Origin of the sequence: Comamonas sp. Z1, assembly GCF_008121555.1 — a bacterium.
GTDB lineage: Bacteria > Pseudomonadota > Gammaproteobacteria > Burkholderiales > Burkholderiaceae_C > Comamonas > Comamonas thiooxydans.
On the sequence record NZ_VOQT01000002.1, the window covers coordinates 646,309 to 663,152 of the forward strand.

Below are 16,844 nucleotides of genomic sequence, written 5' to 3' on the forward strand. Positions count from 1 at the left end.
GTGCCGCATGCACCAGATGCAGACCGCGCAAACCAGCCGGCACTATTGAAGTGCACGACAGCCTGTCGACTCAGACCAGCTGCAGGCATGCCGGCAAGGCCGCGCTGCGCAGCTTGCCAGTCCACGGATCGAGAGCAGTCTTGATCTCAGCCTGCAGCAACGCGGATCGAGTTGTTTGCAGGCCTTGCCGTCCTGCACCGCATAGACATGCAGCTTGCTGATCTGCACGCCAAATCCTCGCCTCGCGGATGCCTTGCAGAATCTGCTCTCCGGTGCGAAGGCCGACGGAGCGCAGCTTCATCAATGCACGGCAAAGCGCAGCAAATACTCGTAGCTGTTCTCGGTTGTCATGGGGTCGCCCTGCACAGGCTGACGCAGTATGGCCTGCAGCGTATTGCTGCCGACAGCAGGCGTCATGGTCGCCAGCCCCTGCGCGTCCGTCATCGTGGGAGAGCCCTTCTCACCCCAGGACAGCCTCACGCCAGACTGCGGCTTGCCATGCAGCAACACCTGCAGCCTGAGCGGCTGACCGGCATGGGGAGACTGCCCCTGAAGCGGAACCACCTCGAACATCTGCCCCAGCGGCCTTTGCATGACGGCGCCCCAGCGCACCACGGTCTTGTGGAACTTGCGCGCATGCACGCCGCGCACCGCACCGGGGTTCTGGTCCATGGGCAGAGGCAATATGGCGCCCTCGGCACCCGTACTGCTGAAATAGCCGTTATCGAGTTCCACAGCGATCAGCGCAGCACTGGCATCGGGCTTGATGCGGATGCCACCCTGCACATTCTGTATGGCGCTGGGCACTTCACGTCCGCGCAGGTCATAGGCATGCACACGCTGCAGCTTGGCCGGATCGAAGGCTTCTGTCCTGCCTTCATGACCGCCAAACTGCAAGACATAGCCGCCCTGCGCATCAGGCTCCAGCCAGACGTTATGGGCAGAAACCGGGTTGGCGCATAGCAGCCAGGCTGCGGCCGTGGTGCACAGAATGCGCGCGATGATGTTTTTACGTGTGCTGCAAACAGACATGGAAGCTCCGGAAATCATAAGGAAAATTGCAGGCCCAGCTGCACGCTGCGCGGCGCGCCGGGGGCGACCAGACGCTGGCCGGCAATCATGGTGGTGGTACTGGCATAGCGGGTGTTGGCGGCGTTGCGCAGCCACAGGCTCAGGCTGGCATTACGCGCCAGGCTTGCGGGCAATCGGTATTGCAGACCCAGGTCCAGCCAGCGAAAGCTGCCGGCCCATTCGGTATTGCTGGCGTTGATGGGCGCACGCCCCACATGGCGCAGCAATCCATGCACGGTGACATCGCTGCGCGGCATCCAGCGCGCATGCACGGTGCTCGTGTACTCGGGCACGGCCACCACGCGCCGGCCCAGCAGTGCGGCATCCGCGTTCTGCGTGACTTCGGAGCGATTGTGGCCATAAGTCCATTCCACATGCCAGTTGCGGCTGGGCAGCCAGTGCAGCTGCAGCTCTGCACCCTTGCGCACGGTCGCGCCCAGGTTTTCATACTCACCAGGTGCCGTGCTGCGTATTTCATGGCTGGAGCTGATGCGGTAGAGCGAGGCATCGATCAGCCAATGGCCTGATGGTTTCCACTCCACGCCCAGCTCGCTCTGGCGAAAGACATTGGCGTGCAGATCGCTGTTGCGCAGCGCGTATTTGGCAAAGTCACTGGGCAGCGCAAAGCCTTGCGACCAACTGGCACGCACGGCTGTGCGGGCATTGAGCTGCGCCAGTGCTCCCAGCTTGGGGCTGGCATGGCTGCGGCCATGCATGCGATTGCATTCATCGCCACCGGCCTCCGCTCCCAGCAGACGGCAGCGGCCGTCAAAGTGATCCCAGCGCAGGGCCGCCGTGGTCTGCAACCAGGCCGTTGGATGCCAGCCAGCCTGGCCGTAGATCGCCGTGTTGTCGAGCCGCGTATTGCGATCATTCAATGCAGGGCCGGTACGCCGGCGATCCAGCAATCCATCCCAGTAGCCATAGTCCGTGGACTCGCGCACCTGCTCCAGGCCCAGCATCCAGTTCAGCTCGCGCGCCGCCAGAAGCGACTTGCCGCTGAGATTCAGGCCCACTCCCAGCACGCTGCGGTCATAGCGCTCCTCGCGCTGCATCCAGGTGGTGCTGCGCGGGCGGGTGAACCAGCGCACAAAATCCTGCTGCGTGCCGTAGACAAAGCCCAGCAGCCGGGTATCGGCATCCAGTGCGTACTGCGCATCCAGGCGCAGCGTGCCAAAGTGCTTGTTGGCACCATCACCCTCCACGCGACTGTCCTTGCCCTGTGGGTCCTGCCGCCACTGCGCTTCGGTCAGATAGCCGGGCGAGTCGCCACGCGCCTCATGCCAGCGACCGGACAGCGAGATATCGAGCTTTTCATGCACATGGTGCTTCCAGGTACCGCTGATGGTGCTTCGCTCATAGCCCGCGCTGGGCCGCGCGCCATCACCGCGTGCATGCTGAGTCGCCAGGTTGAGCTGATCCCCGCCTTCCAGCTCGCGCCCGAGAGCGGCCTGTGCATCGAACATGCCATGCGAGCCGGCGCTGACATCGAACTCCGCATAGCTGCCGTTGCGCCGCGTGCGCAGCTCCAGCAACCCTGCGCGGTTGTAATTGCCCTGCAGCACCGACACGGGACCGCGATAGACATTGACCTTGTCCAGCTCCAGCGGCACCACCACATTGAGATCGAAATAGCCATCCGCATGCGACATGGCTTCGTTGAGCGGGATTCCATCCAGTGTGGCCGCCACATCGCCGCCGTGGCCGCCGCCGCCAAAGCCGCGCAGCACCAGCCCGTTGGCCACACCGCTGAGCTGGTAGTGATTGACATGCATGCCAGGTACCTGGCTCCACAACGATTCCACCTCCTGTCTGGGCTGCTCGCGAATTTCGTCGCGCCTGAACTCGGTGACGGAAAACGCGCGTTGCGCCTCATCCAGTGCCTGTCCCTTGACCATGGCACTCACCCTCACCTCGGGCAATACCTTGTCGCCTTCCTCGGCTGTTTGCGCTTGTACGGCTGAAGCCATCCACAGCGTACCGCCCAAGGCCAGCACTCCGAGTCTTGCCGTGGTACCCAGGCCCTGAGCGAATCCCCTATTCAATGGTCTTTTGTACATGCACCAGAACAGCAAAGTTCGTGCCATGCAATGCACCGCTACGGATCGACAATGCACCACAAAGCACCATCGCTGCCTCACCGATACGCCGTGGTGCACAACTGCGTGCCGACAGCACCAACAAGGTGCAAAACACCTGCGGCGGCTTGCCTGCAGGCTGGCAATAAAGACTGGCCTTTGGCATGGCACTTGCTACATAAAAGGGCATGAAACTGACTCCTCGCGTTCATTCAGCCCTGCCGGATGCGCGTGCCGACTGAGGGATTGAAGAAGATGGAACTGACACCACGCGAAAAAGACAAGCTGTTGATCTTCACTGCGGCCCTGCTGGCCGAGCGGCGCATGGCTCGTGGCCTCAAGCTCAACTACCCCGAGGCCGTGGCGCTGATCAGTGCCTTTGTGATGGAAGGTGCACGCGATGGCAGGACCGTGGCCCAGCTCATGAGCGAAGGCCGCAGCGTGCTGACCCGCGCCGATGTGATGGAGGGCATCCCCGAAATGATTCCCGACATCCAGATCGAAGCAACCTTCCCCGATGGCACCAAGCTGGTCACCGTGCATGAGCCCATCGCCTGAAGCAGCCTCCAGAGGCTTCAAGCCTTTCAGCCATCAAACCCTTATCCATCAAGCGCAGATAGCTATGAAATTCAATAAGCTCCTTGCCACCACAGCCGCCGCGGCGACTGCACTGCCCCTGTCCGCCCTCGCACATATGGGCACCGATGCAGGCGGCCATCACCACTTTCTCGACAGCCTGGGTCATGCCTTTGCCCACCCGTTTACCGGTGCTGACCATCAGGCCGCCATGCTGGCCGTGGGTGCCTGGAGTGCGCTGACCATGCCCGGCCTGCGCACGGCCTGGCGTGCACCTGCGGCCTTTGTGGCCCTTCTGGTGGCGGGGGCCGTGGCCGGCTTTGCCGGCCTGTGGGTGCCGGGCGTGGAGCCCATGATTGCCGCATCGGTGCTGGTGCTGGGCCTGCTGGTGCTGGTTCAGCAAAAAATGCCCTGGGCCGCCGCCGCCTCCCTGGCCGCAGTGTTTGCCTTCTTCCACGGCGCTGCGCACGGCTTTGAGCTGGCCGGAGACAGCGGCCTGGCAGCCGTCGGCGCGCTGGTGGGCATTGCACTGGGCTCGGCCACACTGCATATCGCCGGCATGGTGCTCGGTCATGCCCTCATGCAGCGCCACCAGTGGCTGGCCCGGTTCGGCGGTGCAGCCACTGCCGCGCTCGGCGCTTTCATGCTGACAAAACTGGCCTGATATGAAACACCCTGGCACAACGCAGCACAAGGCCTTTGCGCAAGGAGGCGAAAGATGATCCCCGGCGAACTGATTCTTGACGAGGGCAGCCATGCACTCAACCCCGGCCGCCGCACGCTCACGCTGGTGGTGAAAAATGCCAGCGACCGGCCGATTCAGGTCGGCTCGCACTACCACTTCGCCGAAACCAATGCGGGTCTGGATTTCGACCGCGCCGCCGCCCACGGCATGCGACTGAATATTGCCAGCGGCATGGCCGTGCGCTTCGAGCCGGGCCAGCAGCGCACGGTGGAGCTGGTCGAAATCGGCGGCGATCGCCAGATCTATGGTTTTCGCGGTCTGGTCCAGGGCCCACTGCCCGCAGATTCCAGGGACTGACCTGCCATGCTGATGCTGTTTGCTTCTGCTTTTGTGCTGGGCCTGGTGTTCAACGCAGCGCCCGGAGCGGTGTTTGCTGAGACCGTGCGCCAAGGTGTGCGCGGCGGCTATCGTCCGGCGCTGGCCGTGCAGCTGGGTTCGCTGGTGGGTGATGCAAGCTGGGCCTTGCTGGGCCTGGCCGGCATTGGTCTGGTCATGCAGGTCGACGCCTTGCGCTGGCCGATTGGTCTGGCGGGCGCCGCCTACCTGTTCTGGCTGTCCTGGGACAGCTGGCAGGCCGCGCGTACCGAACACCGGCTCGATGCCCCTGCCACCGCCGCCGCCACGCAGAAACAGGCCCTGCGCCGCGGCATGGCCCTGTCGCTGACCAACCCGCAGAACCTGGCCTACTGGGCCGCCATGGGCAGCGCCCTGGGGGCGGTGGGCGTGGCCCACCCCGGCGCCAGCGATTACGGGCTGTTCTTCGCGGGATTCATGACTTCGTCCCTGCTCTGGTGCTTTGTCTGCGCTGCCTTGGTGGACCGGCTTTTCCGTCGCGCTGCCGCGCACTGGAGCCGTTTTACCTACCGCTGCTGCGCCGCACTGCTGCTGGCCCTGGCACTGGGCACGTTGCGCGACCTGCTCGGCACAAGCCCCGCCGCCCTGCCACCGGCGGCCCAGCAGCAGTCCCTGCGCTGAACACCTGAATCGGAGATTCCTCAATGGCCACCATGGACCGACGAGCCTACGCAGAAACCTTTGGCCCCACCGTGGGCGACCGTCTGCGCCTGGCCGACACCGAGCTCATCGTCGAGGTCGAAAAAGACTACACCCTGGCCGCTGGCGGCTATGGTGAGGAAGTGAAGTTCGGCGGCGGCAAGACCATCCGCGACGGCATGGCGCAAAGCCAGCGCACACGCGACGGGACGGGAACCGGCCCTGACGGAGGTGGCGCGGTCGATACCGTGCTGACCAACGCACTGATCCTGGACCACTGGGGCATCGTCAAGGCCGACATCGGCCTCAAGGACGGCCGCATCGTGGCCATAGGCAAGGCCGGCAACCCCGACACCCAGCCGGGCGTGAACATCATCATCGGCCCGGGCACGGAGATCATCTCCTGCGAAGGCAATATCGTCACCGCAGGCGGCATCGACACCCATATCCATTTCATTGCCCCGCAGCAGATCGAAGAAGCGCTGACCAGCGGCGTGACCACCATGATCGGCGGAGGCACCGGCCCGGCCACCGGCACCTTCGCCACCACCTGCACGCCAGGCCCCTGGCATATGGAACGCATGCTGCAGGCCGCCGACGCCTTCCCCATGAATCTGGGCTTTCTGGGCAAGGGCAATGCCAGCCTGCCCGGCGGCCTGCACGAGCAGATCAGTGCCGGTGCCATCGGCCTCAAGCTGCACGAGGACTGGGGCAGCACGCCGGCAGCGATCAGCAACTGTCTCGATGTGGCCGAGGACACCGACACCCAGGTCGCCATCCATACCGACACGCTCAACGAGTCCGGCTTTGTGGAGGACACCGTGGCCGCCTTCAAGGGGCGCACCATTCACACCTTCCACACCGAAGGCGCGGGTGGCGGCCATGCGCCCGACATCCTCAAGGTGGTGGGCGAGGCCAATGTGCTGCCCAGCTCCACCAACCCCACGCGCCCCTACACCATCAACACGCTGGACGAGCATGTGGACATGCTCATGGTCTGCCACCACCTGGACGCCGGCATTGCCGAAGACCTGGCCTTTGCAGAAAGCCGCATCCGCAAGGAAACGATTGCGGCCGAGGACATCCTGCACGACATCGGCGCGATCAGCATGTTCAGCTCCGACAGCCAGGCCATGGGTCGCGTGGGCGAAGTCATTCTGCGCACCTGGCAGACGGCGCACAAGATGAAGCTGCAGCGCGGCGCCCTGAGCGGCGACGGCGCGCGCAACGACAACTTCCGCGTCAAGCGCTATATCGCCAAATACACCATCAATCCCGCGATTGCCCATGGCATCAGCCACGAGGTGGGCAGCATCGAGGTGGGCAAGTGGGCCGATATCGTGATCTGGAAGCCCGCCTTCTTTGGCGTCAAGCCGTTTTGCATACTCAAGGGCGGCAGCATCGCCATGGCGGCCATGGGCGATCCGAACGCCTCCATTCCCACGCCTCAGCCCGTGCATTACCGCCCCATGTTTGCAAGCTTTGGCGGGGCGCTTGCCAGGACCTCGCTGACCTTTGTCTCCCAGGCAGGGCTTGCCGCCGGCATCGGCCAGCGCTTCGGGCTGCAAAAGACCTTGTCGGCGGTGAAGGGCATACGCAATGTGAAGAAGCAGCACATGATCCACAACGATCTGGCGCCACATATGGAGGTGGATGCCCAGACCTATGCCGTGCGCGCCAATGGCGATCTGCTGACCTGCGAGCCTGCGGTCAGCCTGCCCATGGCACAGCGCTATTTTCTGTTCTGAGCGGTGTTGAGCTGAAACTCCGAATCCGGATGCTGCATGCCCTTGCCCTCAAACCAGGCCAGCCAGTCACTGACGGCAAGCTCCGGCGCAGCGCTCACGGTGGCGGGCAAGGCTTCGTAGACCAGCACGGTGATGGACTGCTGACCGCCCTGGGTCAGCATCACGGGCAGGGTCAGAATGCGTTTGGCGTATTCGCCCAGGTCTTCGGGCCACAGGCCTTCGATGCGGTCCATGGCCCGCTCCAGCGCTGCGTCCATGGGGTAGACCTCGGCCAGCACGGCCTGCGAGCCTTGCAGCCTCAGGCCCGGGTACCAGCCAAGGTCATGCAAAGTGCCGGTCAGCTGGGTCCTGCCGACACAGGCAACGCCTGGCTGGAGCCTTGCAATATCGTTGATGCCACCGGCACGCAAAGTGCCATACACCGCCACATAGGCTGCGCCGCAGCCCTGCCAGTCGGCAGGCGCATCATGCAAAGAGGTCGGGGCTGCCATTTCTGTCGAAGTTTCCAAAAGAGTTGTCCATCAAAATCACTGATATGCGCAGGGCATGCAACATGCGCGCCAATCTGGTTCGGGCCTTTTATTTCATTGTGAATTCACCATGCTCACTGCCAACAAACTGCTGCTCCAGGGCCAGGGCCTTTCCACCGTCATCCTCAAACGCGCCGCGTCCGTGGAACTGGACTGGGACGTGCGTCAGAAGAGCCGCTTTGCTGCCACCGACAGCCAGGGTCGCGAGCTGGCCGTCTTCTTGCCACGCGGCCAGGCCGTGCGCGGCGGCGATGTGCTGGTGGCCGAAGACGGCAGCCTGATCCGCGTGCTGGCCGCACCGCAAAAAGTGCTGCAGATCACGGCCTGCGCCGAGCATGGCACGCCGTTTGACCTGATGCGCGCGGCCTACCACCTGGGCAACCGCCATGTGCCGATAGAGCTGCAGCCCGACCATCTGAAGATCGAACCCGACCACGTTCTGGCCGATATGCTGCGCAGCATGCATATGACGGTGGTCGAAGCCGACCTGCCTTTCGAGCCCGAAGGAGGCGCCTATGGCGGCCATGTGACCAATGATGGCCACAGCCACCATCATCACGGCCATGGACACTCGCATGACCACGCCCACTGAGCCATTGCTGGCTCTGGGCGCGCAGAGCTTTCTGCAGCTGATGTGGCTGGCCTCGCCGGCCCTGCCCATCGGCGGTTTTTCCTACTCGGAAGGGCTTGAAGCGGCCATCAATGCGACGCTGGTCACAACGGAGGCAGAGGCCGCCGGCTGGCTGGTGCAGCAGCTGCATCTGACCCAGTCTCGCGGGGACATGGCCGTGATTGCGCAGGCCATGCCGGCCTGGAAAAGCGAGGATCTGGCGCGCATTGCCAGCCTCAACCAGTGGGTAAGAGTCACGCGCGAAACCAGCGAGCTGCGCCTACAGACCGAGCAGATGGGCCGCTCGCTGACCGAGTGGCTGAAAAACCGCTACGCCGACGAAGCAGTCCCGCTGGCCTGCGTCCACTGGCTGGCCGCGCAGGATGCCAGCTACCCCATCGCCTTCTCGCTGGCAGCCCAATGCACCGGCGCCACACCGCGCGATGCGCTGCTGGCCTATGCCTTTGGCTGGGCCGAGAACATGGTTCAGGCCGCCATCAAGGCCGTCCCCCTGGGCCAGAGCGCCGGCCAGCGCATCCTGGCGCGACTGACTTCCGAGATTCCCGCCGCCGTCGAATACGCGCTGGCATTGCCGGACAACGCAAGACAGGCTTTTTCGCCCATGCTGGCCATTCTCTCGGCCCAGCATGAACACCAGTATTCTCGACTTTTCCGTAGCTGAACCTCCATCCGCCATGTCTGCTCTGTTTGCCGCCACACCCCAGCCACCGTACTACGCCGTCATCTTCACCTCCCTGCGCACCCAGACGGACCAGGGCTATGGCGAGATGGCCGACCGCATGGTGGAGCTGGCCGGCCAGCAGGCAGGCTATCTGGGCGCAGAAAGCACCCGCGATGCCGAAGGCTTCGGCATCACCGTGTCTTACTGGGAAAGCGAGGAAGCCATCCGTCAATGGAAGCACAACGCCGAACACCAGATCGCCCAGGAAAAAGGTCACACCACCTGGTACCAGCATTTCGAGCTGCGCATTGCCAAGGTGGAGCGTGCCTACGGCAAGGCCCGCTGATCGCAACCCTCTCATTCACTAAAGAACTCACCATGTCGACCGCACTGCACCATATCCCCAACCGCACCAAGAAGCTGCCGCCGCTGCGCGTGGGCATAGGCGGGCCCGTGGGCTCGGGCAAGACCACGATTCTGGAGATGCTTTGCAAGGCCATGCGCGGCAAATGGGACCTGGTTGCCATCACCAACGACATCTACACCAAGGAGGATCAGCGCCTGCTGACCATCAGCGGCGCCCTGCCCGCCGAGCGCATCATGGGGGTGGAGACCGGCGGCTGCCCGCACACGGCGATTCGCGAGGATGCCTCCATCAACCTGGAAGCCATCGACCGCATGCTCAAGGACTTCCCCGATGCCGACATCGTCTTCATCGAATCGGGCGGCGACAACCTGGCTGCCACCTTCAGCCCCGAACTGTCCGATCTGACCATCTACGTGATCGACGTGGCAGCAGGCGAGAAGATTCCACGCAAGGGCGGCCCCGGCATTACCAAGAGCGATCTCTTCGTCATCAACAAGACCGACCTCGCTCCCCATGTGGGCGCCAATCTGGACATCATGCGCAGCGACACCATCAAGCAGCGCACCACGCCCAAGGGTCTCAAGCCCTTTGTGATGACTAACCTCAAGACACTGGAAGGTCTGGACGAGGTGGTGGCCTTCATAGAGAAACAGGGCCTGCTGGCGGCCTGAGCACCTCTTTCAGGACGAAAAAAAGCCGCCTAGAGCGGCGGCTGTTTCTCTAACCAGTACGTGATTACTGGTTGGCCAGGTCCAGATGGAACTCGCGAGCTTCCTGGATGAATTCGATCAGGGAGTTGATAGCTTGGCGCATGATGAACTTTCTATGAAATCAAGAGATGCACTTCAAGCGATGGACAGCACGCATCTCATGTACTGTCATTCGCGGGTTAAACCTTAAGGGTTAACCCTTGCGACTAAGTATAAACCACGATCTTTGTTTTTGCAAAGCCCGTCCTGCGCAAAGGGCGTCAGGCTCGTCAGTGCACTGCCTTGAAGTGCTCGCTCACGCGGTTGCGAGGCCTGTGCAAATCAATATTTGCGAGATTCCTGCATCAAAATTGCCGCAGTACGCTGTACTTTTCACCAGTACGTCACCGAATTTGTCCGCCGACTGCTACGCTATGGCCTGTTGACAATATTTGTGGCGGGCTCACAACTCCCGCAGGTGGAAAGTGGAAATGGCGCGAGATTGTGGTTTGCAGCAGATGGACGGGCTTTCGTCCCATCGAGTGAATGCCGACATCCAGCCCGGCCGATATGCAGCGCCCGCCTTCCGCCGCAAGGGAGTGCGCGCATGAGCTCCACGCTGGCCGGCCCGGGCACGACCGACTCCTGGCATATCACCACCATGAACCCCGCAGAAGCCCCCTGGCATCTGCTGCTGCTGGCCGACCCCTCGCGCGAGCGCGTCAAGCGCTATCTGCCCGGCTCCACCTGTTTTGGAGCGCGCCAGACGACCCAGTTCACGCCCAGCGGCCTCGGCGCCCTGATCGGCGTATGCGTGCTGGTCCCCGAGGGCGACGGCCTTCACCGATGGGAGCTGATGAATATGGCCGTATCCACGGCCTGGCAGAGCAAGGGCATAGGTTCGGCCCTGCTGCAGCGCGCCATCCGTGAGATGCGCGAACGCGGCGTACAACAGCTGGAAGTGGGAACTGGCAGCTTTGGCGACCAGCTGCTGTTCTATCAACGCCTGGGTTTTCGCGTCACCGACATCGAGCGCGACTTCTTTTTGCAGAACTACACCACCCCGCTGTGGGAGCGTGGCGTGCAGCACAAGGACATGCTCAAGCTGACGCTGGAGCTTTGAAGATACGGGCATTCCGCCCGATGTCCAAAAGGACTCTCCCCTTGAAAAGAACAGGAGGCGCCGCGGCGCCTCTTGTTCATCCAGCTTCGTGTGCCCGGCCTCAGGCCGCCTTGAGGCGCCGTGCGCGCACGGCGGCTGCCAGTTGCTCCAGCACCGGCGTCGTCTGCTCCATGCTGATGCAGGCATCGGTGAGCGAGACACCGTACTGCAACTCCTGCCCTTCGACAATGTCCTGACGGCCTTCGTGAATATGGCTTTCGATCATCACGCCGGTGATGCGTGTGTCGCCCCCGGCAATCTGCTCGGCCACATCCGCTGATACATCGATCTGGCGACGGTGCTGCTTGCTGCTGTTGGCATGCGAGAAGTCGATCATCACCTGCGGATGCAAGCCCGCTTTTTCCAGCACTTCGCATGCAGCCTGGACATGGGCAGCGTCGTAGTTGGGAGCCTTGCCGCCGCGCAGGATGATGTGGCAGTCCTGATTGCCGCGTGTCTCGAAGATCGCGCTCTGGCCCATCTTGGTCATGCCCATGAACGCATGCGAGGACTGGGCGGCCAAAATGGCATCGCTGGCCACCTTCACGCCACCGTCGGTGCCGTTCTTGAAGCCCACAGGGCAGCTCAGACCGCTGGCCAGCTGGCGATGGCTCTGGCTCTCCGTGGTGCGCGCACCAATCGCGCCCCAGCTGACCAGGTCGCTGATGAACTGCGGCGACAGCAGATCCAGGAATTCCGTGCCCGCAGGCAGGCCCAGCGCCAGCACATCGAGCAGCAGGCGGCGCGCCAGCTCCAGCCCTTCATTGACGGCAAAGCTGCCGTCGCGGTACGGGTCGTTGATATAGCCCTTCCAGCCCACGGTGGTGCGCGGTTTCTCGAAGTAGACCCGCATCACGATCAGCAGATCGTCCTTGAGCGCATCGGCCTGGACCTTGAGCTGGCGCGCGTAATCCATGGCCTGATCGTGATCGTGAATGGAGCAGGGTCCGACCACCACCACCAGCCGGTCATCCTGGCCATGCAGCACGCGCGAGATGGCGGCACGGCTGGATTCGACCAGCTGCTGCGCCTCTTCGGTCACGGGTAGCCACTCTTCCAGCAGTGCCGGAGTCAGCAGCGGGCGCACGATCTTGATGCGTGTGTCGTCAATGCGGGTCTTGTCCAGCGTGGTCAGTTTGGGCTGGGCCTTGCGGGCCGAAGCTGCGCTGGGATGCAGGGGCGTCGTGGAGGATGTCATCCCGTTATTGTCGCGCCATGCGCTTCACCCCACGCGTTCGTCCCCCGCAGCCATTCACACCAGGAGATCGAGAGCGAGTTCCGCATGGAACTGCAGCTCTGTCCGGGACGAAGCCCGGGCATTCACTCCGCTGACAGCTTCATCAGCACCAGACCGCTGACGATCAGGACGGCCGCTCCCACGCGCATGGCGCTGAGCTGCTCGCCCAGCACCGTGACGCCCACCAGGAATGCACCCACGGCGCCGATTCCGGTCCAGATCGTATACGCCGTGCCCAGGGGCAGCGTGCGCATGGCCACCGACAGCAGACCGAAGCTGGCGATCATGGCCACGATGGTGATGGCGCTGTATTTAAGGTTGGTGAAACCATGGGACTGCTTCATGGTGAAGGCCCAGACCACTTCCAGAACGCCGGCCACCAGCAGATAAACCCAAGCCATAGAAAACCTCTTTGAAGATCGAATGGCCAGGCCGTCCCGGCAGGAATACAGGCCATGCATCGCATGGTCCGGCAAGGTCGTCCCTGCGGCATGAATCCTAATCCGCATGGGCAAATCCGGGCCAGCCATGGGTGGTTCGGCCGCCACAATCATGGGCCGATTTCTCGTCCGATTCGACGATGCCGCAACGCCGGCGGCACCGCACAGTGACTCGTCCATGGAACGACGAGAGCTGAACAATGACCCGACTGCAAGACCGCGTAGCCCTGATCACGGGCGCAGGTGCCGGCATTGGCAAAGGCGTGGCACGCCGCTTTGCGGCGGAAGGCGCCAGCCTGTGGCTGGCCGATATCAATGCCGAAACCTGTGCCAGGGTCGCCGCAGAAATCCGCGCCGAATTTGGCGTTCAGGTGGGACATGCCGTGGCCGATGTGAGCGAGCATATCGCCGTGCAGAGCATGGTCGATGCCGCCCTGGCGCAGTTCGGCCACATCGACATCCTCGTCAACAATGCCTGGGGTCGGCGTCCCGGCAGCCAGCCCGGCTTTGCCAGGGTCGAAACGCTCGGCGATCTCGATTCCGACTGGGCCTGGCGCATAGGTGCGCAATCGGCGCTCTGGGCCATGCAGGCAGTCTTCCCCGGCATGAAGGAGCGGCGCTGGGGCCGGGTCATCAATATGTGCTCGCTCAACGGCGTCAACGCCCACCCTTATTCTGTGGACTACAACATGGCCAAGGAAGCGCTGCGCACGCTCACCCGCTCTGCCGCGCGCGAATGGGCGGCCTTTGGCATCTGCTGCAACGCCCTGTGTCCCGGCGCCGCCACCGAAGCCTATCAAAGATTTGCGGCGAGCCAGCCCGAGAACGCAGCCGACATGCTGCGCCTGAATCCCATGGGCCATATGGGCGATCCCGAGCGGGACATTGGCGGCGCGGCCCTATTCCTGGCCAGCGAAGACTGCCGCTATGTCACGGGCAATACGCTGTTTGTCGATGGCGGCAGCCATATCAACGGCGTGCCGTGGCTGCCCAGAACGAAGTGATGCACGGCAATGGCACACTCCACGCCTTGTGTTGCCCATGCCCATCGCCACCATGCTTACCGGATTGAATCACCTCACGCTTGCCGTCGCGGACCTGCAGCGCAGCGTTGACTTCTACGTGCAGGTGCCGGGATTTCGTCTACGCGCGCAGTGGGATACGGGTGCCTATCTGGGACTCGGCAATCTGTGGCTGTGCCTGTCGTCAGACGAACAGCGAAGACAGGCCTGCAGCTCTGACTACACCCACTACGCATTCACCATCGCTCAGCAGGACTTCGCGCACTTTGTGGAGCATGCCAGGTCATGCGGGGTCCGGGAGTGGAAGAGCAACCACAGCGAAGGCGATTCCTTCTACTTTCTGGACCCGGACGGCCACCAGCTCGAAGCCCATGTCGGTTCGCTGGAAAGCCGCCTGGCGCAATGCCGCTTGCGGCCTTATGCGGGCATGCGGTTTTTCGACTGAGCCAACAAGCAGGCAACGGAGGCAATACTCAGGCCAAAACAGGTGCAAGAGCCTGTTTGACACAGCAGCTCCAAGTAGCGCTGCCAGTCAATACCGGGGTGCACGCCTTGCTTCGCCACACTAGGCGGCCAGCCGCTCCTCTTCCATCACCACCACATTGCCCACCGTCGCGCCATAGTGCGTTGCCACGCGCTTGCGCTGCTTGAGCACGGCCCTGTCCTTGCTGACCAGCAAGGCCTTGTGCTGGCTGGCCAGATCGAGGAAATGCTGGTCGTCGGGATCGGTGCAGGTGAAGCGAATCTTGGGTGCGGCGGACACATATTCGACGGCTGCATCAAAAGCGGCCATCACGCCTTCGGGCGTCTTGCCGTAGTAGCTGACGCGCGGCGCAATCTGGCTGTAGTGCAGCACACGACCCAGCTCGATGCGCTGGGCCTCATCGGCAATCCAGCGCACCTCGCCACGGGCGACCAGCTCACGGATGGCGGGAATATACGGGTCGTCAAAGATCAGCATGTCCAGCACCACATTGGTGTCCAGAATCATGGGACGCGGCAAAGGGCCGTCGTAGCCGGCGTTGCAGGCCGGCCAGCGCAGGGGAGCGATCTTCATTGAGGCCGGCCTTCCGGCTTGCCGCTCTGAGCAGCATCGTCCGCGGGCCTGCGTGGCTTGACCGCGCCCTTGACCATGTCGAAGCGGAACAGACGGCACTCGATAGGGCCGTTCCACATGGGCGTGCGGCGCGACTCCTTGAGGCGCATCTTGCTGGGCAGCTTGAGGTCGGGCGTCAGCATCCAGGCACTCCAGCCGCTGTAGTTCTTCTTCCAGTGGCTGGCCAGCTGGTTGAAGAATTCGCCGCCGTCCTCGGTCTGCGCGGTTTCACGGCCTGCGCGTTCGACCTGGCCCATGCGCTCGGCCGCATTGCGGCCTGCGCTGCCGGCGGCCGCGATACGCTCGCCATAGGGCGGGTTCAGCAGCATCATGCCGGGCTGCTCGCTGGGCGGCATGCGCTGCAATGCATCGCCGCCGCGCAGGCTGACGGTATCGGACACACCCGCACGTTCGGCATTGCGCTGGGCAAAGTCCACCATGCGAAAAGCGATGTCCGAGCCGTAAATGCCCACCGGCGATTCGGGCAGGATCTGGCCCTCGGCCTCATCCAGCATGGCTTCCCAGACATGACGCTGAAAGGGCACGAGCTTCTCGAACGCAAAGCGACGCAGAATGCCGGCCGGAATCCTGCGCGCGATCTGCGCGGCCTCGATCACCAGGGTACCGCTGCCGCAGCAGGGGTCGTACAGCGGCTGGGGATTGTCGCCATGCGGGTTCCAGCCCGAGGCAGCAATCATGGCCGCGGCCAGGGTTTCCTTGAGCGGGGCATCGCCCTTGTCCTCGCGCCAGCCGCGCTTGAACAGCGCCTCGCCCGAGGTGTCGATATAGATGGTCGCGCCGTCGGTCGTCAGGTGCAGGTGCACGCGCACATCGGGGTGGTGGGTCTCCACGCTGGGACGCACGCCGTTGCGCTTGGCGCGAAAACGGTCGGCGATCGCGTCCTTGACCTTGAGCGCCGCAAAGTTCAGGCTGGTCAGCGGGCTGTGCTGGGCCGTGACCTCGATCTTGAAGGTTTCCTTGGGCGTGAACCAGATCTCCCAGGCCACCTCGCTGGCGGCACGGTACAGATCGTTCTCGCTGCGGTACATGGTGTGCGACAGCTCGATCAGCACGCGCTGGGCCAGACGGCTGTGCAGATTGAGCAGCATGGCATCGCGCCACATGCCGCGCAGCATGACGCCGCCCCGGCCCACGAGCAGATCCTGCCCGCTGGCGCCGGTGATGGCGTGGACCTCGTCGGCCAGAAAGCCCTCGACGCCGGCGGCGCAGGGCAGAAACAAATGCAGTTGGTTCATAGAAATCAGTGCGCGCCAGCAACGGCGCAGGCGCCGGACGCTCACGGGAGCCTGTTGTGCGCTTTACAGGGCATAAGCATACGCGCTAGGCCTTTTCCGGTGCCCGCGCACGACAAGCGTTGCTCTACAGATGCTCGCAGGACCCAAGGCATGATGCCAGGCCAAGGAGCAATGACGACATGGAAGAAATCAGCTGGAACGACTTTATGAAGGTGGAGCTGCGCGTGGGCCGCGTGCTGCAGGCCGAGGTCTTTGCCGAGGCCCGCAAACCCGCCTACAAGCTGCTGGTGGACCTGGGTCCCGAGCTGGGCCAGCGCAAGTCCAGCGCGCAGATCACCGAGCATTACCAACCCGAGGAGCTGATAGGACGGCTGGTGGTGGCCGTGATCAACTTTCCGAAGAAGCAGATTGGGCCCTTGATGAGCGAATGTCTTGTGACCGGTTTTCACGACGCCACGGGAGCCGTGGCCCTGTGCGTGCCCGACAAGGAGGTGCCGCTGGGCACACGCCTGCTGTGATCGGCATATTCAGAGGCAAAATGG

General features: G+C 63.3%; 21 protein-coding genes and 1 pseudogene. 13 read left to right on the forward strand and 9 right to left on the reverse strand.

All coding sequences use genetic code 11. The annotated features are described in order from the left end of the window. Positions 1 to 70: 70 nt before the first annotated feature. From FSY45_RS06375 to FSY45_RS06390, 4 genes are read right to left on the reverse strand one after another with little or no spacing between them, the layout of a single operon-like run. Entirely contained in the window at positions 71 to 301 is a 231-nt protein-coding gene (locus FSY45_RS06375) for a hypothetical protein (RefSeq protein ID WP_046461585.1), read from the reverse strand. Next, the gene (locus tag FSY45_RS06380; protein ID WP_046461694.1) at positions 301 to 1,032 is read right to left on the reverse strand and encodes a DUF4198 domain-containing protein; all 732 of its coding nucleotides are present in this window, start codon (positions 1,030 to 1,032) and stop codon (positions 301 to 303) included. Before FSY45_RS06380 ends, FSY45_RS06375 begins: the two co-directional genes overlap by 1 nt. 14 nt (positions 1,033 to 1,046) lie before the next feature. Next, entirely contained in the window at positions 1,047 to 3,116 is a 2,070-nt protein-coding gene (locus FSY45_RS06385; protein WP_223305680.1) for a TonB-dependent receptor, read from the reverse strand. Continuing rightward, on the reverse strand, positions 3,109 to 3,339 hold the full coding sequence (locus FSY45_RS06390; RefSeq protein WP_012840162.1) for a hypothetical protein: 231 nt from the start codon (positions 3,337 to 3,339) through the stop codon (positions 3,109 to 3,111). The genes FSY45_RS06385 and FSY45_RS06390 overlap by 8 nt, the downstream gene beginning before the upstream one ends. 65 nt (positions 3,340 to 3,404) lie before the next feature. Here FSY45_RS06390 and FSY45_RS06395 point away from each other — a divergent pair, with 65 nt between their 5' ends. The 5 genes from FSY45_RS06395 (at position 3,405) to ureC (ending at position 7,211) form a co-directional block, all read left to right on the forward strand. Beyond that, the gene (locus FSY45_RS06395) at positions 3,405 to 3,707 is read left to right on the forward strand and encodes an urease subunit gamma (protein WP_003068240.1); all 303 of its coding nucleotides are present in this window, start codon (positions 3,405 to 3,407) and stop codon (positions 3,705 to 3,707) included. A 64-nt stretch (positions 3,708 to 3,771) separates the two neighbouring features. After that, the gene (locus FSY45_RS06400; RefSeq protein WP_046461584.1) at positions 3,772 to 4,389 is read left to right on the forward strand and encodes a HupE/UreJ family protein; all 618 of its coding nucleotides are present in this window, start codon (positions 3,772 to 3,774) and stop codon (positions 4,387 to 4,389) included. A gap of 54 nt (positions 4,390 to 4,443) precedes the next feature. Next, positions 4,444 to 4,767 (forward strand): urease subunit beta, encoded by a 324-nt coding sequence (locus FSY45_RS06405; protein WP_003068236.1) that lies wholly within the window; start codon positions 4,444 to 4,446, stop codon positions 4,765 to 4,767. A 6-nt stretch (positions 4,768 to 4,773) separates the two neighbouring features. Next, positions 4,774 to 5,445, forward strand: coding sequence for a LysE family transporter (locus tag FSY45_RS06410; protein ID WP_046461583.1), 672 nt, complete (start codon positions 4,774 to 4,776; stop codon positions 5,443 to 5,445). A gap of 23 nt (positions 5,446 to 5,468) precedes the next feature. Continuing rightward, positions 5,469 to 7,211, forward strand: a complete 1,743-nt coding sequence (gene ureC / locus FSY45_RS06415; protein WP_046461582.1) for an urease subunit alpha — start codon at positions 5,469 to 5,471, stop codon at positions 7,209 to 7,211. Here the strand turns inward: ureC and FSY45_RS06420 are convergent. Continuing rightward, entirely contained in the window at positions 7,196 to 7,702 is a 507-nt protein-coding gene (locus FSY45_RS06420; RefSeq protein ID WP_003068229.1) for a gamma-glutamylcyclotransferase, read from the reverse strand. The two genes, ureC and FSY45_RS06420, sit on opposite strands and share 16 nt — an antisense overlap. Positions 7,703 to 7,811: 109 nt before the next feature. Between FSY45_RS06420 and ureE the strand changes: the two are divergent. The 5 genes and pseudogenes from ureE to FSY45_RS06445 form a co-directional block, all read left to right on the forward strand. Continuing rightward, positions 7,812 to 8,330 (forward strand): annotated as a pseudogene (gene ureE, locus FSY45_RS06425) (urease accessory protein UreE); the annotation flags it as partial. Beyond that, complete coding sequence (locus FSY45_RS06430) at positions 8,317 to 9,033, forward strand: urease accessory protein UreF (protein ID WP_046461692.1); 717 nt, start codon at positions 8,317 to 8,319, stop codon at positions 9,031 to 9,033. The pseudogene ureE and the gene FSY45_RS06430, both read left to right, overlap by 14 nt. A 13-nt stretch (positions 9,034 to 9,046) precedes the next feature. Next, a complete protein-coding gene (locus tag FSY45_RS06435) occupies positions 9,047 to 9,379 on the forward strand; it encodes an antibiotic biosynthesis monooxygenase (protein ID WP_046461581.1) in 333 nt (110 codons plus the stop codon). Between the two features lie 32 nt (positions 9,380 to 9,411). Continuing rightward, positions 9,412 to 10,071 carry an urease accessory protein UreG gene (gene ureG, locus FSY45_RS06440; protein ID WP_003068221.1) on the forward strand — a complete coding sequence of 220 codons (660 nt, stop codon included), beginning with the start codon at positions 9,412 to 9,414 and terminating at the stop codon, positions 10,069 to 10,071. Between the two features lie 625 nt (positions 10,072 to 10,696). Continuing rightward, complete coding sequence (locus tag FSY45_RS06445; protein ID WP_003068219.1) at positions 10,697 to 11,212, forward strand: GNAT family N-acetyltransferase; 516 nt, start codon at positions 10,697 to 10,699, stop codon at positions 11,210 to 11,212. Positions 11,213 to 11,312: 100 nt separating this feature from the next. On the opposite strand, the gene FSY45_RS06450 is transcribed toward FSY45_RS06445, so the two are convergent. Together FSY45_RS06450 and FSY45_RS06455 are read right to left on the reverse strand one after the other, a co-directional pair. Continuing rightward, entirely contained in the window at positions 11,313 to 12,449 is a 1,137-nt protein-coding gene (locus tag FSY45_RS06450; protein ID WP_012840171.1) for a 3-deoxy-7-phosphoheptulonate synthase, read from the reverse strand. A gap of 122 nt (positions 12,450 to 12,571) precedes the next feature. Beyond that, a complete protein-coding gene (locus tag FSY45_RS06455; RefSeq protein ID WP_003068215.1) occupies positions 12,572 to 12,889 on the reverse strand; it encodes a multidrug efflux SMR transporter in 318 nt (105 codons plus the stop codon). Between the two features lie 239 nt (positions 12,890 to 13,128). Here FSY45_RS06455 and FSY45_RS06460 point away from each other — a divergent pair, with 239 nt between their 5' ends. Continuing rightward, the gene (locus tag FSY45_RS06460; protein WP_046461580.1) at positions 13,129 to 13,932 is read left to right on the forward strand and encodes an SDR family NAD(P)-dependent oxidoreductase; all 804 of its coding nucleotides are present in this window, start codon (positions 13,129 to 13,131) and stop codon (positions 13,930 to 13,932) included. 52 nt (positions 13,933 to 13,984) lie between these two features. Next, positions 13,985 to 14,395 (forward strand): fosfomycin resistance glutathione transferase, encoded by a 411-nt coding sequence (fos, locus tag FSY45_RS06465; protein WP_046461691.1) that lies wholly within the window; start codon positions 13,985 to 13,987, stop codon positions 14,393 to 14,395. 120 nt (positions 14,396 to 14,515) lie between these two features. Here the strand turns inward: fos and FSY45_RS06470 are convergent, their stop codons facing one another. After that, positions 14,516 to 15,007 carry a putative toxin-antitoxin system toxin component, PIN family gene (locus FSY45_RS06470; protein WP_046461579.1) on the reverse strand — a complete coding sequence of 164 codons (492 nt, stop codon included), beginning with the start codon at positions 15,005 to 15,007 and terminating at the stop codon, positions 14,516 to 14,518. Further along, positions 15,004 to 16,302, reverse strand: a complete 1,299-nt coding sequence (locus FSY45_RS06475; RefSeq protein WP_046461578.1) for a class I SAM-dependent RNA methyltransferase — start codon at positions 16,300 to 16,302, stop codon at positions 15,004 to 15,006. Before FSY45_RS06475 ends, FSY45_RS06470 begins: the two co-directional genes overlap by 4 nt. Positions 16,303 to 16,481: 179 nt before the next feature. Between FSY45_RS06475 and FSY45_RS06480 the strand changes: the two genes are divergently transcribed. Continuing rightward, complete coding sequence (locus tag FSY45_RS06480; protein ID WP_003068205.1) at positions 16,482 to 16,820, forward strand: tRNA-binding protein; 339 nt, start codon at positions 16,482 to 16,484, stop codon at positions 16,818 to 16,820. Positions 16,821 to 16,844: the final 24 nt, after the last annotated feature.

Bases quoted from the DNA above. Each gene is read 5' to 3' on its own strand.
- FSY45_RS06375 (WP_046461585.1), bottom strand. From the start codon at position 301: ATGAAGCTGCGCTCCGTCGGCCTTCGCACCGGAGAGCAGATTCTGCAA.
- FSY45_RS06380 (WP_046461694.1), bottom strand. From the start codon at position 1,032: ATGTCTGTTTGCAGCACACGTAAAAACATCATCGCGCGCATTCTGTGC.
- FSY45_RS06390 (WP_012840162.1), bottom strand. From the start codon at position 3,339: ATGCCCTTTTATGTAGCAAGTGCCATGCCAAAGGCCAGTCTTTATTGC.
- FSY45_RS06395 (WP_003068240.1), top strand. From the start codon at position 3,405: ATGGAACTGACACCACGCGAAAAAGACAAGCTGTTGATCTTCACTGCG.
- FSY45_RS06400 (WP_046461584.1), top strand. From the start codon at position 3,772: ATGAAATTCAATAAGCTCCTTGCCACCACAGCCGCCGCGGCGACTGCA.
- FSY45_RS06405 (WP_003068236.1), top strand. From the start codon at position 4,444: ATGATCCCCGGCGAACTGATTCTTGACGAGGGCAGCCATGCACTCAAC.
- FSY45_RS06410 (WP_046461583.1), top strand. From the start codon at position 4,774: ATGCTGATGCTGTTTGCTTCTGCTTTTGTGCTGGGCCTGGTGTTCAAC.
- ureC (WP_046461582.1), top strand. From the start codon at position 5,469: ATGGCCACCATGGACCGACGAGCCTACGCAGAAACCTTTGGCCCCACC.
- FSY45_RS06420 (WP_003068229.1), bottom strand. From the start codon at position 7,702: ATGGCAGCCCCGACCTCTTTGCATGATGCGCCTGCCGACTGGCAGGGC.
- FSY45_RS06430 (WP_046461692.1), top strand. From the start codon at position 8,317: ATGACCACGCCCACTGAGCCATTGCTGGCTCTGGGCGCGCAGAGCTTT.
- FSY45_RS06435 (WP_046461581.1), top strand. From the start codon at position 9,047: ATGTCTGCTCTGTTTGCCGCCACACCCCAGCCACCGTACTACGCCGTC.
- ureG (WP_003068221.1), top strand. From the start codon at position 9,412: ATGTCGACCGCACTGCACCATATCCCCAACCGCACCAAGAAGCTGCCG.
- FSY45_RS06445 (WP_003068219.1), top strand. From the start codon at position 10,697: ATGAGCTCCACGCTGGCCGGCCCGGGCACGACCGACTCCTGGCATATC.
- FSY45_RS06450 (WP_012840171.1), bottom strand. From the start codon at position 12,449: ATGACATCCTCCACGACGCCCCTGCATCCCAGCGCAGCTTCGGCCCGC.
- FSY45_RS06455 (WP_003068215.1), bottom strand. From the start codon at position 12,889: ATGGCTTGGGTTTATCTGCTGGTGGCCGGCGTTCTGGAAGTGGTCTGG.
- FSY45_RS06460 (WP_046461580.1), top strand. From the start codon at position 13,129: ATGACCCGACTGCAAGACCGCGTAGCCCTGATCACGGGCGCAGGTGCC.
- fos (WP_046461691.1), top strand. From the start codon at position 13,985: ATGCTTACCGGATTGAATCACCTCACGCTTGCCGTCGCGGACCTGCAG.
- FSY45_RS06470 (WP_046461579.1), bottom strand. From the start codon at position 15,007: ATGAAGATCGCTCCCCTGCGCTGGCCGGCCTGCAACGCCGGCTACGAC.
- FSY45_RS06475 (WP_046461578.1), bottom strand. From the start codon at position 16,302: ATGAACCAACTGCATTTGTTTCTGCCCTGCGCCGCCGGCGTCGAGGGC.
- FSY45_RS06480 (WP_003068205.1), top strand. From the start codon at position 16,482: ATGGAAGAAATCAGCTGGAACGACTTTATGAAGGTGGAGCTGCGCGTG.